This is a genomic window from Brevundimonas sp. R86498 (genome assembly GCF_044598075.1).
In the GTDB taxonomy this organism is placed as follows: Bacteria; Pseudomonadota; Alphaproteobacteria; order Caulobacterales; family Caulobacteraceae; genus Brevundimonas.
Genome location: NZ_CP139004.1, coordinates 679,058 through 691,555 on the forward strand (window position 1 = coordinate 679,058; position 12,498 = coordinate 691,555).

The 12,498-nt window shown below is 69.9% G+C and carries 17 protein-coding genes; 11 read left to right on the forward strand and 6 right to left on the reverse strand.

Going from position 1 to position 12,498, the window contains the following annotated elements; translation table 11 throughout:
• Nucleotides 1-309: 309 nt before the first annotated feature.
• Together SJY26_RS03435 and SJY26_RS03440 are read right to left on the reverse strand one after the other, a co-directional pair.
• Nucleotides 310-693 carry a type II toxin-antitoxin system HigA family antitoxin gene (locus SJY26_RS03435; RefSeq protein WP_396594758.1) on the reverse strand — a complete coding sequence of 128 codons (384 nt, stop codon included), beginning with the start codon at nt 691-693 and terminating at the stop codon, nt 310-312.
• Nucleotides 694-704: 11 nt separating this feature from the next.
• Nucleotides 705-998, reverse strand: a complete 294-nt coding sequence (locus SJY26_RS03440; RefSeq protein WP_396594759.1) for a type II toxin-antitoxin system HigB family toxin — start codon at nt 996-998, stop codon at nt 705-707.
• A gap of 365 nt (nt 999-1,363) precedes the next feature.
• Here SJY26_RS03440 and SJY26_RS03445 point away from each other — a divergent pair, with 365 nt between their 5' ends.
• The 3 genes from SJY26_RS03445 (at nt 1,364) to SJY26_RS03455 (ending at nt 3,900) form a co-directional block, all read left to right on the forward strand.
• Nucleotides 1,364-2,005, forward strand: coding sequence for a hypothetical protein (locus SJY26_RS03445; protein WP_396594760.1), 642 nt, complete (start codon nt 1,364-1,366; stop codon nt 2,003-2,005).
• 10 nt (nt 2,006-2,015) lie between these two features.
• Nucleotides 2,016-3,206, forward strand: coding sequence for an NAD(P)/FAD-dependent oxidoreductase (locus tag SJY26_RS03450; protein ID WP_396594761.1), 1,191 nt, complete (start codon nt 2,016-2,018; stop codon nt 3,204-3,206).
• A 112-nt stretch (nt 3,207-3,318) separates the two neighbouring features.
• Nucleotides 3,319-3,900, forward strand: coding sequence for an NADPH-dependent FMN reductase (locus tag SJY26_RS03455; protein WP_396594762.1), 582 nt, complete (start codon nt 3,319-3,321; stop codon nt 3,898-3,900).
• Between the two features lie 35 nt (nt 3,901-3,935).
• Here the strand turns inward: SJY26_RS03455 and SJY26_RS03460 are convergent, their stop codons facing one another.
• The gene (locus tag SJY26_RS03460) at nt 3,936-4,172 is read right to left on the reverse strand and encodes a zinc-finger domain-containing protein (RefSeq protein WP_396594763.1); all 237 of its coding nucleotides are present in this window, start codon (nt 4,170-4,172) and stop codon (nt 3,936-3,938) included.
• Between the two features lie 75 nt (nt 4,173-4,247).
• On the opposite strand from SJY26_RS03460, the gene SJY26_RS03465 reads away from it, so the two are divergent.
• On the forward strand, nt 4,248-5,222 hold the full coding sequence (locus SJY26_RS03465; protein WP_396594764.1) for an ABC transporter ATP-binding protein: 975 nt from the start codon (nt 4,248-4,250) through the stop codon (nt 5,220-5,222).
• A gap of 21 nt (nt 5,223-5,243) precedes the next feature.
• Here SJY26_RS03465 and SJY26_RS03470 read toward each other — a convergent pair whose 3' ends face one another.
• The 3 genes from SJY26_RS03470 to SJY26_RS03480 all read right to left on the reverse strand — a co-directional run bounded on the left by SJY26_RS03470 (nt 5,244) and on the right by SJY26_RS03480 (nt 8,476).
• Nucleotides 5,244-6,338: a DUF4167 domain-containing protein gene (locus tag SJY26_RS03470; protein ID WP_396594765.1), complete on the reverse strand. Its 1,095-nt coding sequence runs from the start codon at nt 6,336-6,338 to the stop codon at nt 5,244-5,246.
• A gap of 479 nt (nt 6,339-6,817) precedes the next feature.
• On the reverse strand, nt 6,818-7,702 hold the full coding sequence (gene prmC / locus SJY26_RS03475; protein ID WP_396594766.1) for a peptide chain release factor N(5)-glutamine methyltransferase: 885 nt from the start codon (nt 7,700-7,702) through the stop codon (nt 6,818-6,820).
• Nucleotides 7,703-8,476 (reverse strand): MOSC domain-containing protein, encoded by a 774-nt coding sequence (locus SJY26_RS03480; RefSeq protein ID WP_396594767.1) that lies wholly within the window; start codon nt 8,474-8,476, stop codon nt 7,703-7,705.
• A gap of 85 nt (nt 8,477-8,561) precedes the next feature.
• On the opposite strand from SJY26_RS03480, the gene SJY26_RS03485 reads away from it, so the two are divergent.
• From SJY26_RS03485 to SJY26_RS03515, 7 genes are all read left to right on the forward strand, one after another.
• On the forward strand, nt 8,562-9,803 hold the full coding sequence (locus SJY26_RS03485; RefSeq protein ID WP_396594768.1) for a YihY/virulence factor BrkB family protein: 1,242 nt from the start codon (nt 8,562-8,564) through the stop codon (nt 9,801-9,803).
• Nucleotides 9,804-9,845: 42 nt separating this feature from the next.
• Nucleotides 9,846-10,124 carry a hypothetical protein gene (locus SJY26_RS03490; protein ID WP_396594769.1) on the forward strand — a complete coding sequence of 93 codons (279 nt, stop codon included), beginning with the start codon at nt 9,846-9,848 and terminating at the stop codon, nt 10,122-10,124.
• Between the two features lie 233 nt (nt 10,125-10,357).
• Nucleotides 10,358-10,570, forward strand: a complete 213-nt coding sequence (locus SJY26_RS03495; protein WP_298158945.1) for a cold-shock protein — start codon at nt 10,358-10,360, stop codon at nt 10,568-10,570.
• A gap of 141 nt (nt 10,571-10,711) precedes the next feature.
• Complete coding sequence (locus SJY26_RS03500; protein WP_396594770.1) at nt 10,712-11,431, forward strand: heme ABC transporter permease; 720 nt, start codon at nt 10,712-10,714, stop codon at nt 11,429-11,431.
• 1 nt (nt 11,432) lies between these two features.
• The gene (gene ccmD, locus SJY26_RS03505) at nt 11,433-11,591 is read left to right on the forward strand and encodes a heme exporter protein CcmD (protein ID WP_396594771.1); all 159 of its coding nucleotides are present in this window, start codon (nt 11,433-11,435) and stop codon (nt 11,589-11,591) included.
• Complete coding sequence (locus SJY26_RS03510) at nt 11,588-12,190, forward strand: DsbE family thiol:disulfide interchange protein (RefSeq protein WP_396594772.1); 603 nt, start codon at nt 11,588-11,590, stop codon at nt 12,188-12,190. The genes ccmD and SJY26_RS03510 overlap by 4 nt, the downstream gene beginning before the upstream one ends.
• Before the next feature lie 74 nt (nt 12,191-12,264).
• Entirely contained in the window at nt 12,265-12,492 is a 228-nt protein-coding gene (locus SJY26_RS03515; protein ID WP_396594773.1) for a hypothetical protein, read from the forward strand.
• The last annotated feature ends 6 nt before the right edge of the window (nt 12,493-12,498 follow it).

The window sequence follows — 12,498 nt, forward strand, 5'->3', positions numbered from 1 at the left end:
GTGATCGAGGCTCGTACTCCGCTTCCGTAAAGGGCCCCGGCGACCGGCTAAAGTAGAAGCGCTCCTCCGGACCGGCGTAGGTCACGTGGTACGGGGCCATGAAGGATCGCCCCAGAAGGACGCGGTTGGTTTCGCTCTTCATGGCCATGCCATGCAGTTCGACCCAATCCTGAAAGTCGAGGGCCGGAATCGTCAGCTCTCCGGCGAAGACGGTGGCTTTCCAAATGCAGCTTCTGTGAAGCTTCACTTTTTTGACTGTTGAACATCGGGAGGTGCAGAGGACCATTACCAGTCCACGCACACCTGCGCTTACGCCGCCGACCCCACCCCGATCAGCGCCGCCGCCGGGACCTTCCAGCCCTCGCTGATGGCGCGGATGTGGGCGAGGGACAGGGGGCGGCGGCCGTTGAGGACCTCGGAGGCGCGGGAGCGGGAGCCGAGCAGGGCGGCGAGGTCGGACTGGTCGTAGCCCCGGCCCTGCATCACCGCGTGAAGGACCTCGACCGGATCGGCGGGGGTGATCGGCCAGCGGCGCGACTCATAGTCGGCGATGACGAGGCCCAGAAGCTCGAAACGGTCGGCGGCCTCGGTGCCCGGCGCGGGCTCGGCGTCGAAATAGCCCTCGTACTCCGCCAGCGCGGCGGCGTGGTCGGCATCGGAATGCAGGACACGGACGGGTGCGGGGGTGGTCATGGGCGGGGTCCTCAGATCGTCGTCGGGTCGATGCGGTCGTAGTCACGATGTGTGCCGACGAACTTCACCATCACCTGTTTGAACCGGAACGAAATCCGCGCCACCAGCCGATAGTTGTTGCCGCCGATGTCGAAGATCACCCGATTGTCGGCGACGAAGTCCGCCGTGTTGAAGTCGTTGCGAACGTCCTGGGGCGTCCGCCACTCCGCCGCCCGGGCGATATCGTACCAGGCCGACAGGGGGGCCCGGGCGCGGGGATGACGCGTCCAGAACTCCACAAGCGTGCGCCGCGAGACGACGTTCATGAGGGTTGAATAGCATGTTCCCGTATGGGGAACAAGAGGGCGGAGTCCGCTTCTGGCCCCCTCCGTCACGGCGCTGAAGTAGCGCCGCGCCACCTCCCCCGATGGGGGAGGAAGAGTGAGGCAGGGTCCGCCCCCAGCATTCCTCCCCCATCGGGGGAGGGGGACCGCGAAGCGGTGGAGGGGGCCGGCCGCGCACCGGGTGGGTGACGTCGGGCACCGGGTCCGGGTCGGGCCCCCTCCGTCTCTTCGCTGCGCTCCGAGCCACCTCCCCCGATGGGGGAGGAGTGATTCCGCCGCTCCGTTCAACGCATCCCCCGAATTCCTCCGCGGAATCAGCCCCCCGCCCGAAACAGGCCCCCGCCTGCGTGCATCCCCCCGCCCGGCCCTATCCTGTGGCCATGGGACGACCGTCGAAACTGGGTGAGGCCGCGTGGGGGCGGGTGTTCGGGCTGGAGGGGCTGGGGGTGCCGCGGCGGGAGGTGGCGGAGCGGTTCGGGGTCTCGGCGCAGGCGATTGCACGGCAGGCGAAGCGGCGGGGGATTGTGCTGGGGGATGGGCGGGCGCGGGCGGTGCAGGAGCGACTGCCCGGCAAGGTCCTGGCCCAGAGCCGCAGCGGGATGACGCCCGAGCGCTGGGTCGAGCTGCTGGAGCGGCGCAATCTGGGGGTTCGCGATGATGTGCTGATGCAGCGCTATGGCGTCAGCCGGGATGCGATCTGCCGGGCGGCGCGGCGGCTGAAGATGCGCAAATGCGATATGCCCGGCGCGGTGATGCAGCGGCGCGGGCCCGGATGGTCGGGGCTGCCGTCGGAGCCGCGGCCGGAGATGGCCTTTGCCATCGATCGGCACGATGTGTGGGTGCACCGGCGCGGGATCATGCGGGCGATCCAGCGGGCGGCGAACGAGGAGCGGGTGGCGGACATCCGCACCCTGCTGCGGTTCTGGAACGATCTGGAGGGGTTCTATCCGGGGGCGCCGCCGTTCCGGCCCGGGGGCGGGGCGTGCTAGGGGCCTGCGGATGACGAGCGAAGCCTTTGACGTGGTGGTGGTGGGCGCGGGCGCGGCCGGGATGATGGCGGCGGCCGAGGCCGGGCGGCGGGGGCGGCGCGTGCTGGTGATCGACCATGCCCGGGCGCCGGGCGAGAAGATCCGCATCTCGGGCGGGGGGCGCTGCAACTTCACCAATACGGGGACGGGGGTGGCGAACTTTCTGGGCGAGAACCCGCGGTTCGCGGCCTCGGCGCTGGGGCGGTTCACGGCGGCGGACTTTGTGGCGCGGGTGGATCGGGCGGGGATCGGCTGGCACGAGAAGACCCTGGGGCAGCTGTTCTGTGATGACTCGGCCAAACAGATCGTGCGGATGCTGACGGACGGGATGCGGGACGCCCGCGTGACGCTGAGGCTGAACACGGGCGTGGCGGCGGTGGCGCGGGAGGGGGACGGGTTCGCGCTGGCGCTGTTGGACGGAGGGCGGGTGAAGGCTGCGTCGCTGGTGGTGGCTTCGGGCGGCAAGTCGATCCCGAAGATGGGGGCGACGGGCTGGGGCTATGAGATCGCGCGGCAATTCGGATTGCGGGTGACGGAGACGCGGCCGGCGCTGGTGCCGCTGACGTTCGAGGCGGGGCTGCTGGAACAGACGACGCCGCTGGCGGGGGTGGCGGTGGAGGCCTCGGTCAGCGCGGGGAAGACGCGGTTTGATGAGGGGCTGTTGTTTACGCATCGGGGCCTGTCGGGGCCGGCGGTGCTGCAGATCAGTTCGTACTGGCGCGAGGGGGAGGCGATCACGGTGAGGATGGCGCCCGGCGTCGATGTGCTGGGGCGGCTGAAGGCGGCCAAGGGCGAGAACGGCGGCAAGGCCCAGGTGGCGACGGCGCTGGGGGCCGTGGTGCCGCGCCGGCTGGCCGACTGGCTGTGCGCGCGCGAGGGGGTGCAGGGGAAACTGGCCGAGGTGGGGGACAAGGGACTGGCGAAGCTGGACGGGGCGGTGAACGGCTGGACCGTGAAGCCGGTGGGGTCGGAGGGCTACCGGACCGCCGAGGTGACCCTGGGCGGGGTGGCGACCGAGGCGCTGGACCAGACGACCATGGCGGCGAAGGGCGTGCCCGGCCTGTATTTTATCGGCGAGGTGGTGGACATCACCGGCTGGCTGGGCGGCTATAATTTCCAGTGGGCCTGGAGCTCGGGCTGGGCCGCGGGGCAGGTGGCCTGAGTCGCCTCCTGCGTCGACGTCGCCTTTTCCGGACTGGCGCGTTCCGTGGCATTCAGGCCGGGGCGCGACAGCGTGCCGGCGGCGACTGGATCAACCCCGTGGAGACCCTGACATGGCCCTGAAGCTCAACATTATCCTCTGCAGCACGCGGCCGGCCCGGGCCGGAACCCCGGTGGCAGAGTGGGTCGACCGGTTTGCCCGCGAGCAGGGGGATTTCGAGGTGGAGCTGGTCGATCTGGCCGCCTTCGACCTGCCGCTGTTCGACGAGGCGGCGCATCCGGCCCAGAACCGCTATGAACACGCCCATACGAAGCGCTGGAGCGCGAGCGTCGCCCCGGCCGACGCCTTTGTCTTCGTCACGCCCGAGTATGACTATTTCGCCCCGGCTTCGGTGATCAACGCGATCCAGTGCCTGTATCACGAATGGACCTACAAGCCGGCCGCCGTGGTCAGCTATGGCGGGGTGTCGGGGGGCCTGCGCGCGTCGCAGACGCTGCGCGGGCTGCTGGGCAACCTGAACATGATGGCCATCGCCCAGGCGGTGCCGGTCCCGTTCTTCACCAATTTCATCGGCGAGGACGGGGTCTTCAACCCGAACGAACAGACCATCGCCGGGACGACGGGGATGCTGAAGGAGCTGCACAAATGGGCGGTGGCCCTGAAGCCGATGCGCGAGCCGCAGGTTCCGACCTGACGACGCGGGCCGGCGCCTGCCGTCGGTGCGCCCGCCTAGTGGGGTTCGGGGGGCCGGGCGGCGGGGTCGAGGTATTCGCTCTCTGCGTGGTGGCCGGCGGCCAGGACGAAGCGGCGGTCGCAGTAGCCGCATTCGACGAAATCGTCCTCGCCCATGTCCAGATAGACCAGCGGATGGCCCAGCACGCCGCCGCCGTCGCAGGCGACGCGTTTGGTGGCGACGAGGATTTCCTCGGGCGGGGGGACAGTCACATCGGGGTGGCGGGGCGGCATGATCGGATCCGTGGTCTTGGCGGGAGGAGGCCCGACGCCTAACTAGACGGCGAAGCCTCCCGCCGAAAGTCCCGAATGACCGAACCCGAAGCCCTGCCCGTCAACGCCATCGAGGTGCACGGGCTGGAGAAGACCTATGCCGGATCGAAAAAGGCCCCGCCCAAGACGGCGCTGAGGGGGGTGGATCTCGTGATCCCCCGCGGCTCGATGTTCGGCCTGCTGGGCCCGAACGGTGCCGGCAAGTCGACCCTGATCAACATCCTGGCCGGGGTGGTCAACAAGACCGGTGGCACGGCGGCGATCTGGGGCCGGGACATCGACGAGCGACCGCGGGACGCCCGGGCGGCGCTGGGGGTGGTACCGCAGGAGATCGTGGCCGACGTCTTCTTCACCCCGCGCGAGGCGCTGGAGGTACAGGCGGGCTTCTACGGGGTGCCGGCGAAGGAGCGGCGGTCGGATGAGCTGCTGGCGGCGCTGGGGCTGTCGGACAAGGCCCATGCCTATGTGCGGGCCCTGTCAGGCGGGATGAAGCGGCGGCTGATGGTGGCCAAGGCCCTGGTGCACAATCCACCGATCCTGATCCTCGATGAGCCGACGGCGGGGGTCGATGTCGAGCTGCGCCGCCAGCTGTGGGAATACGTCCGCCGCATCAATGCCGAGGGCGTGACCATCCTTTTGACCACCCACTATCTGGAGGAGGCGCAGGAGCTGTGTGACACCATCGCCATCATGAACCGGGGGCAGGTGGTGGCGTGCGAGCCAACCGGGCAGCTGCTGAAGCGGCTGGATACGCGCAATGTCGTGGTGACGCCCGAACACCCGCTGGAGGGCCTGCCGGTCGTGGCCGGGTTCGAGACGGTGGCGCGGCCGAACGGGGCCTTTGCCATCACCTATCGCAAGGGACAGTCCTCGGTCGAACAGGTGCTGGCGGCGGTGCGGGCGGCGGGAATCACGATCTCGGACATCACCACCGAGGATCCGGATCTGGAAGACGTCTTCCTGGCCCTGACCTATGGCGACGCCAGCGCGGTCAGCCCGACCAAGGACTGACCGGCAGCGTGGACGCGGGGACTATTCGTCCCCGGCGACCTCGGCCTTCTTGCGGGTGGCGCGACGGCGTGGGGCGGGAGCCTCGCCGTCGTCAGACCCAGCGGCCGGAGCCGGGGCGCTGGAGCGGGTCAGGAAGCCCGGCAGGGCCGAGGCCGTGTCATCAGCGGGTGCCGCGGCGGCGGCGCGGGGCGTGCGGGGCCGGCGGGCCGGACGGTCCTCGACCTCGGCCGCCGCCTCGACCGGCGCCGGTTCGGCGCGCGGGGTGAAGGCGATCGGGGCGGTGGAGGCGATGAAGTCGCCGCCCTCGCGGCCGCTTTCGGTGCGGGTGGTCTCGGCGCGGGCCGGTTCGCCCCGGCCGTTGTCGCGCCCGTTATCGCCCCGGCCGTTCTCGGAGCGGCCGCCTTCGGACTCTTCCCAGGTGCGGGTGTCGGGGGTGCCGCCCTCGGCCTCATAGCGTTTGTTGCGTTCGTCGCGGCGACGCTCCCAGCGCTCGCGGCGGGTCTCGCGGCGACCGCCCTCCCCGCCCTCGCCCTCGGCGCGGGGCTGGTCGTCGCGCGGCGGACGGGGCGTCCATTCGCGGTCGCGGTTCTGGTTCTGGTTCTGGTCGCGATCGCGGTTCTGGTCGCGGTCCTCGCGGGGCGGACGCGGGGTCCATTCGCGTTGCTCGCGCTGGGGCTGGGCCCCTTGGGCGGCCTCGGCGTCGCGGGCGTCGCTCTGCTGCTGGATGCGGTCGGCGGCCTGCTGGGCGGCGAGGAAGGCGGCAGCCTGGGCCCCGGTCTCATCCTCGAAATCGATGTCATAGCCCTGGTTGGACAGTTCGCGCGCGGCGATCTCCGAGACCGGCCGCTGGGGCTGGAGAGCGCGCAAGACGCGGAAATAGTGTTCGGCGTGCTGGAGATAGTTCTCGGCCAGGACCCGGTCGCCGGAGGAGCCGGCGTCGCGGGCCAGCTGCTGGTAGCGCTCATAGACGGTCTGGGCATTGCCCCGGACCTTGATGTTCTCAGGGCCCTGCGAATCCCACGACCGGTTGGGGTTGGCCGCATTGGCGTTGCCACCGCCGCCACCGGGTTTCCGGTTGCGGCCGCGCTGGCGCTTCATGCCCTTGAAATCTCTCATCGGACGCTACCGTGCTGGTTCGGCGTGGCCCTGCGCGACGATGGCGAGGGAGCAGGCCGTTTGTGTGTGGTTCCGGTTCGCTTGGGGGCCAATCCCCGGCGGCGATGTGATCGGAAAGACCTTTCGTCGCCCGGCGCGGGGCTCGGGCCGCTGGCTTCAGCCGCCGGCCTTCACGCGCGTCCCGGCCGAGCGTCGTTGAACTTTCGGGTTCAGCGAGATGCGGAAGGGAGGGAGACAACCAAGGACTTAGCGCGGGCCGTGACGGTTTGAAAGGGGTTTTGTGCGCGGCGTCTCCTCCCCATCGCCGGAGGGCGATGGGGAGGTGGCTGCGAGCCCTTGCGAGCAGACGGAGGGGGCGAGGCGGTGTTGAGGGTGGGGGAGTCCCGCCTTTGAGACCGGGTCGCCCCCTCCGTCTCGCCGCTGATCGCGGCGATCCACCTCCCCATGCGCCTTCGCGCATGGGGAGGAGACGGAGCTCTCTACCCCTGCCGGATCGGGGTGGTGCGGGGGTCCGGGCCGTTGGTGATGACGCGGTGGCGGTCGGCGAGGTCGCGGACGATTTTCACGTCCTCAAGACCGGCGGCCTCGAACAGGGCTTTCACGGCGGGGCCCTGATCCCAGCCGATCTCGACGGCGAAGATGCCGCCGGGCTTGAGGATGCGGGCGATCTCGGGGGCGAGGTCGCGGTAGGCCTGCAGGCCATCGGGGCCGCCGTCCAGCGCCAGCAGGGGGTCGTGGTCGCGAACCTCGGGGTCGAGGCCCGGGATCTCTTCGGACGGGATATAGGGCGGGTTGGAGACGACCAGATCGAAACTGGTGTCGGCGAAGCCCGCGGCCCATTCGGTGCGCAGGAAGGTGGCGCGGCCATCCAGATCCAGATTGGCGGCGTTCTCGCGCGCCACGGCCAGGGCCTCGGACGAGATGTCGGTGCCGACGCCGTGGGCCCCCTGCCGTTCGGACAGGACCGCCAGCAGGATGGCCCCCGAGCCGGTGCCCAGATCGATCAGGTTGAAGGATTGCGCCGGCTCGAAGGCCAGCAGGGCGATATCGAGGATGGTTTCGGTGTCCGGGCGCGGGCTGAGCACATCGGGGGTGACGGTCAGCATGATCTTCCAGAAGCCCTTGCGGCCGAGGATACGCGAGACCGGCTCGCGGCGCAGGCGGCGTTCGATGTAGCCGTCCAGCGCCGTCGACTGGTCGGGGGTCAGGGGGCGGTGGGGATCGGTCAGGATGTCGAGCCGGCTGGCCCCGGTAGCGGCCTCCAGCAGCAGGCGGGCGTCGATGGCCGGGCTGTCGATGCGGCCGGTCTTGAGCACGGCTTGCGCGGCCTTCCACGCGGAGACGAGGGTGGTGGGTTCGGTCATTCAGTTGAACTCCGCAGGGTCGCCGACAGCCAGCGCGCCGCCGGTGTCGACCGAACAATAGAGGCCACACCAGCGGTGGCCGTACAGGTCGTGAAGCGCGGCCACCAGATCCAGATCCCGCACGCCGGTGGCCGGGTCCACATGGGTGGCGGCGCAGCGGACGATGGGCTTCACCCCGGTCAGGCGGGTGCCGCCGAGGGTGAGGGTTCGCCGGGCGACGTCGTTCTCGATCCAAGCGGGCCAGCCCTCGACCCAGACATTGGCGCGAAAGCGCAAGGGGTCGACGGGTCGGCCGAGGCGGGATTCCAGATCGCGGACGCTGGCGAGGTTGAGGACGGAGACGGCCCCGGCCGGGTCATCCATGAACCGGTGGCCGGCCCCGTCCAGCAGGCGCAGGGGGGCGGTCGCCTCCTCCTCCCCGAGCACATCGGTGAGCCAGGTCTCGAGAGCCTGTTCCTGAACCGGGTCGCCCAGCTGGACGGTGAGGTCGAGGGCCCCGGGGGCGGTGAGGGACAGGGTGTCGGTGGCCTCGTCCCATTGCGTGCGGATCCGGGCGATCTGCGGCAGGCGGGCCAGAACCGTGAACCGCATCTTGGAGATGTGGGCAGGGGCGGCCGGGTCGAAGCCGGAGGGGCCGATCTCGATCGCGCGCAGCCGGTCGCCGGGAAAGGCCTGACCGGCGGTCAGGGCGACCCGGTCCAGCGGCTCGGGCGTGAAGCCCTTGACCGGGTGGCGGTACAGGGCGGCGACGGTGGCGACAGGGGGGGCGGTCACGCGACGGTGAGTGCCCCAGCCGGGCTTTTCAGGCAAGGTGGCCTTGGGCCGGAACATGAGCGGCCACAGGACCGTTGGGTCGCCGATGAAACTGCCCGTCCCGACCCGCCACCGGAAATCCCGCGATCGTTCGTCCGGACCCTGGGCCTGGCTGGGGGCCGCGGCCGGCGGTCTGGCCGCCGGGGCCGGGGCCGCCCATCTGATCTATACCCAGGGCCACCGCTTCGGCCTGGACCTGCGCGCCGTGCGGCCGGAGCCCCCCGCCACCCGGCCGCCGGAACCGGAGGAGTACGAGGCGCGCGAGCCGGGTCGCGGACGGCTGGCCGACCATCCCCTGGCGATCCCCCGCAAGGGCTGGACCGACATTCTCTGGCGCGTCGGCGCGTCCTTCTTCGGCGACCGGGTCGGGTTCGTCGCCGGTGGGGTGACCTTCTTCATCCTGCTGTCGCTGTTCCCGGCGCTGGGGGCGTTCGTGACCATCTACGGGCTGTTCGCCGATCCCGCCGACGCCTCGGCCCGGGTGGCCTTCCTGTATTCGGTGCTGCCGGCCAATGTCGCCCAGTTCATCGCCGCCGAGTTGCAGCGACTGGCGGCGGGGTCGACGGGATCCCTGACCTTTACCCTGGTGTGGACCCTGGCCCTGTCGCTGTGGACCGCCAACAACGGGGTCAAGACGTTGTTCTATGGCCTGAACGTCGCCTATCACGAGGTCGAGAAGCGCAATATCGTGGCCTATAACCTGCTGGGCTTCGCCTTCACCCTGACGGGGCTGGCGGGGGTTCTGATCAGCGCGGCCCTCGTCGTCGGGGTGCCGGTGGTGCTGGGGATCTTCGGCCTGGCCGAGGAATGGGAGCGGCTGGCCCCGCTGCGCTGGCCGCTGCTGTTCATCGGCTATATCGGGGCCCTGACAGTGATCTACCGGTTCGGGCCGTGCCGGGCCAAGGCGCGCTGGCGCTGGCTGACCCCCGGAGCGGTGTTCGCCGCCAGCCTGAGCGTGCTGGTGTCCTTTCTGTTCAGCTGGTTCCTGACCAATTTTGTGCGGATGGACTCCTACGGACCTCTGGCCACGGCCATGGGCTTTCTGCTGTGGACCTGGATCTCGGTTCAGGTGGTTCTGATCGGGGCGTCGCTGAACGCGGCGATCGAGCACCAGACCGCGCGAGACACCACGGCCGGTCCACCGGTAGAGATCGGGGCCCGCGGCGCGGTCGTGGCCGACACGGTCGGGCCCCGGCGCGGCAGTCCCGCCGCCCTGACCTATACGCTGAAACATGCCGAGGCCCTGGCCGACCGGCTGGGGCGGCGGCGCAACCGGCCGCGACCCTGACTGCGCTCGCATAAGTCGTTCGCGCCCCCTATCTAGGGGACCATGAGCAACAATTTTCGTCCGACCACCCTTGAGCGCGCCTATGAACTGGCGCGCAGCGGCGAGTGCCGCACCGTCAGCGACATCAAGGCCCGCCTGCAGCAGGAGGGCCATGAACGGGTCCAGGACCGGCTGTACGGCGGCTCCCTGACCTCGGCGCTGAGGAAGCTCTGCGCCGCCCACTATGTCGCGCCGGAAGGCGGAGAGGCCGGGACCACTCCGGCAGTCGACGGCGAAGCGGACGGGGACGATGACGACGGCGACGAGCGGGCCGCCGGCTGAGTCCGGTCGCGGACACACCCGGCCCGTCGGCGAATCGTCAGTGAAATGAATCGCCTGCGACAAACGGGGCGCCTTGTCGCCGCTTCATTTCCGGTGCATAGAAGGGACGTCGATCTCTCTGCGTAACGCCCCTCTCTCTTTGCGAACGCACCGAGTTTCTGGCCGATCCCATTCAGACCCGACAGGCTTCAGGCGCTCTTGCCTGATGCGAACTGCTAACGGAGGTCCTTAAAATGGCTACCGGCACTGTCAAATGGTATAACTCCACCAAGGGCTACGGCTTCATCGAGCCCTCGGACGGCGGCAAGGACGTGTTCGTGCACGTTTCGGCCGTTGAAGGCGCAGGCATGAACGGCCTGAACGAAGGCCAGAAGGTCTCGTACGAAGTCGAACGCGACCGTCGCACCGGCAAGGAATCTGCCGGTCAGCTGAAGGCCGCTGAATAGTCCTTTCGGGATTATTCAACTGACGAACGGGGTCGGGGCGAAAGCTCCGGCCCCGTTTTTCTTTGCGCCAACGCCTGCGGCGCGGGCGGAGACATTCCACCACGCTTGCCGACAGGGCGGACCCCGCGTAATCGGCAGGTGATGTTCGGCCTCGCCAATCCCCAGCGCTTCATGAGTTTCACCGGGCCGCTGACGCCGGTGCTGTGGGTGATTGCGGCCGTGTTGCTGGCCGCCGGAACCTGGTTCAGTTTCGTGGCCCCGGGCGACTATCAGCAGGGCGACACGGTGCGGATCATGTTCGTGCATGTGCCGGCCTCGATCCTGGGTCTGGGAGCCTATGCGGCGCTGGGGGTGTCCAGTTTCTTCGCCCTGGTGTTCCGCCATCCGCTGGCCGATGCGGCGGCGCGGGCGGCGGCCCTGCCCGGCGTGGCCTTCACGGCCCTGGCCCTGATCACCGGAGCCCTGTGGGGCCAGCCGATGTGGGGCACCTGGTGGGTGTGGGACGCGCGGCTAACCAGTGTGCTGGTGCTGTTCCTGTTCTACCTCGGCTATATGGCGCTGCGGGCCTCGATCGACGATGAGGCCAGGGCCGCGCGGGCGGCGGCGGTGCTGGGTCTGGTCGGGCTGATCAACCTGCCGATCGTGAAATTCTCCGTGGACTGGTGGAACACCCTGCATCAGCCGGCCTCGCTGCTGCGGGCCGGAGGCTCCAGCCTCGATCCCGTCTTCCTGCTGCCCCTGCTGCTGATGATCGCCGCCTATGGCGCGCTGTTCCTGGCGGTGTGGCTGTCGTCGATCCGCACCGAGATCGTGCGCCGCCGGGTGCAGACGATCCGCGCCCGCCGCGCCCTGGACGCCTGAGATGCCCGATCTGGACATGAGCCCCTATGCCGCCTTCGTCTGGCCCGCCTGGGGGATCAGCGTCGTCGTTCTGGCGGCCGTGGTGGTCCGCGCCGTCGCCGCCTCGCGCAAATGGACGGCCGAGCTGAAGCGGCTGGAGCAGGAGAACGAGGCCGCATGAACCGCTGGCTGACCCTGATCCCGCTGGGCATTCTGGCGGCGCTGGCGGTGCTGTTCATCGGCTGGTCGCTGAAGCGCGAGCCCGCCTTCAAGCCCGACGCCCTGGTGGGGCAGGCGGTGCCGGAGACGGTGCTGCCGATCCTGGCCGACGGGGTGGCAGGGCCCCAGAACGTCGACCTGAAGACCGCCGGGGTCGGGCGGCCGATGATCGTCAACATCTTCGCCAGCTGGTGCGCCCCGTGCCGGCTGGAGCATCCGCAGCTGCTGGCGCTGGAGGCGCAGGGGATCGCGGTGGTGGGCGTGGCCTACAAGGACGAGCCCGAGGCGACGCAGGCGTTTCTGGATGAGCTGGGCGATCCCTTCACGATGGTGCTGGTGGACCGCGAGGGGCGGGCCGGGCTGGATCTGGGGGTGTCGGGGGTGCCCGAGAGCTTCGCCGTCGACGCCATGGGGCGGATCGTGGCCAAGGCTTCGGGGCCGCTGCTGACCGAGGCGGATGTGACGCGGCTGACCGAGGCGCTCAAGGCCCCGTCCCGGCCCTTGCCCACAGCCACGACGCTGGACGAACTGGACGCGCAGCGCCGGGCAGTGCCAGACTGAGCCCCGACGTCCGGGGGTGATCCTGCCTGCGGGGCGTTAACCGTTTTTGTAGAGAATGGGTTAACCCTGAGGCCATGAGCACGATCCGGCCCGATCTTCCGCAGAGCCTGCCGGCGTCCACGACGCCGAGCGCCCAGATGCGCACGGCCCAGGCGGCCTTCTTCCGCGCGGCGCTGAGCGAGGTCCAGACCGTGCCGGCGCGGCCCCCGGCTTCGGCGGGGACGGCACAACCGGCGAGGGGCGAGGCTCCGGAGAGCCCGCGCCTGCCGCGGCTGGGCCAGCTGCTGGATATCCGGGTCTAAAGGGCG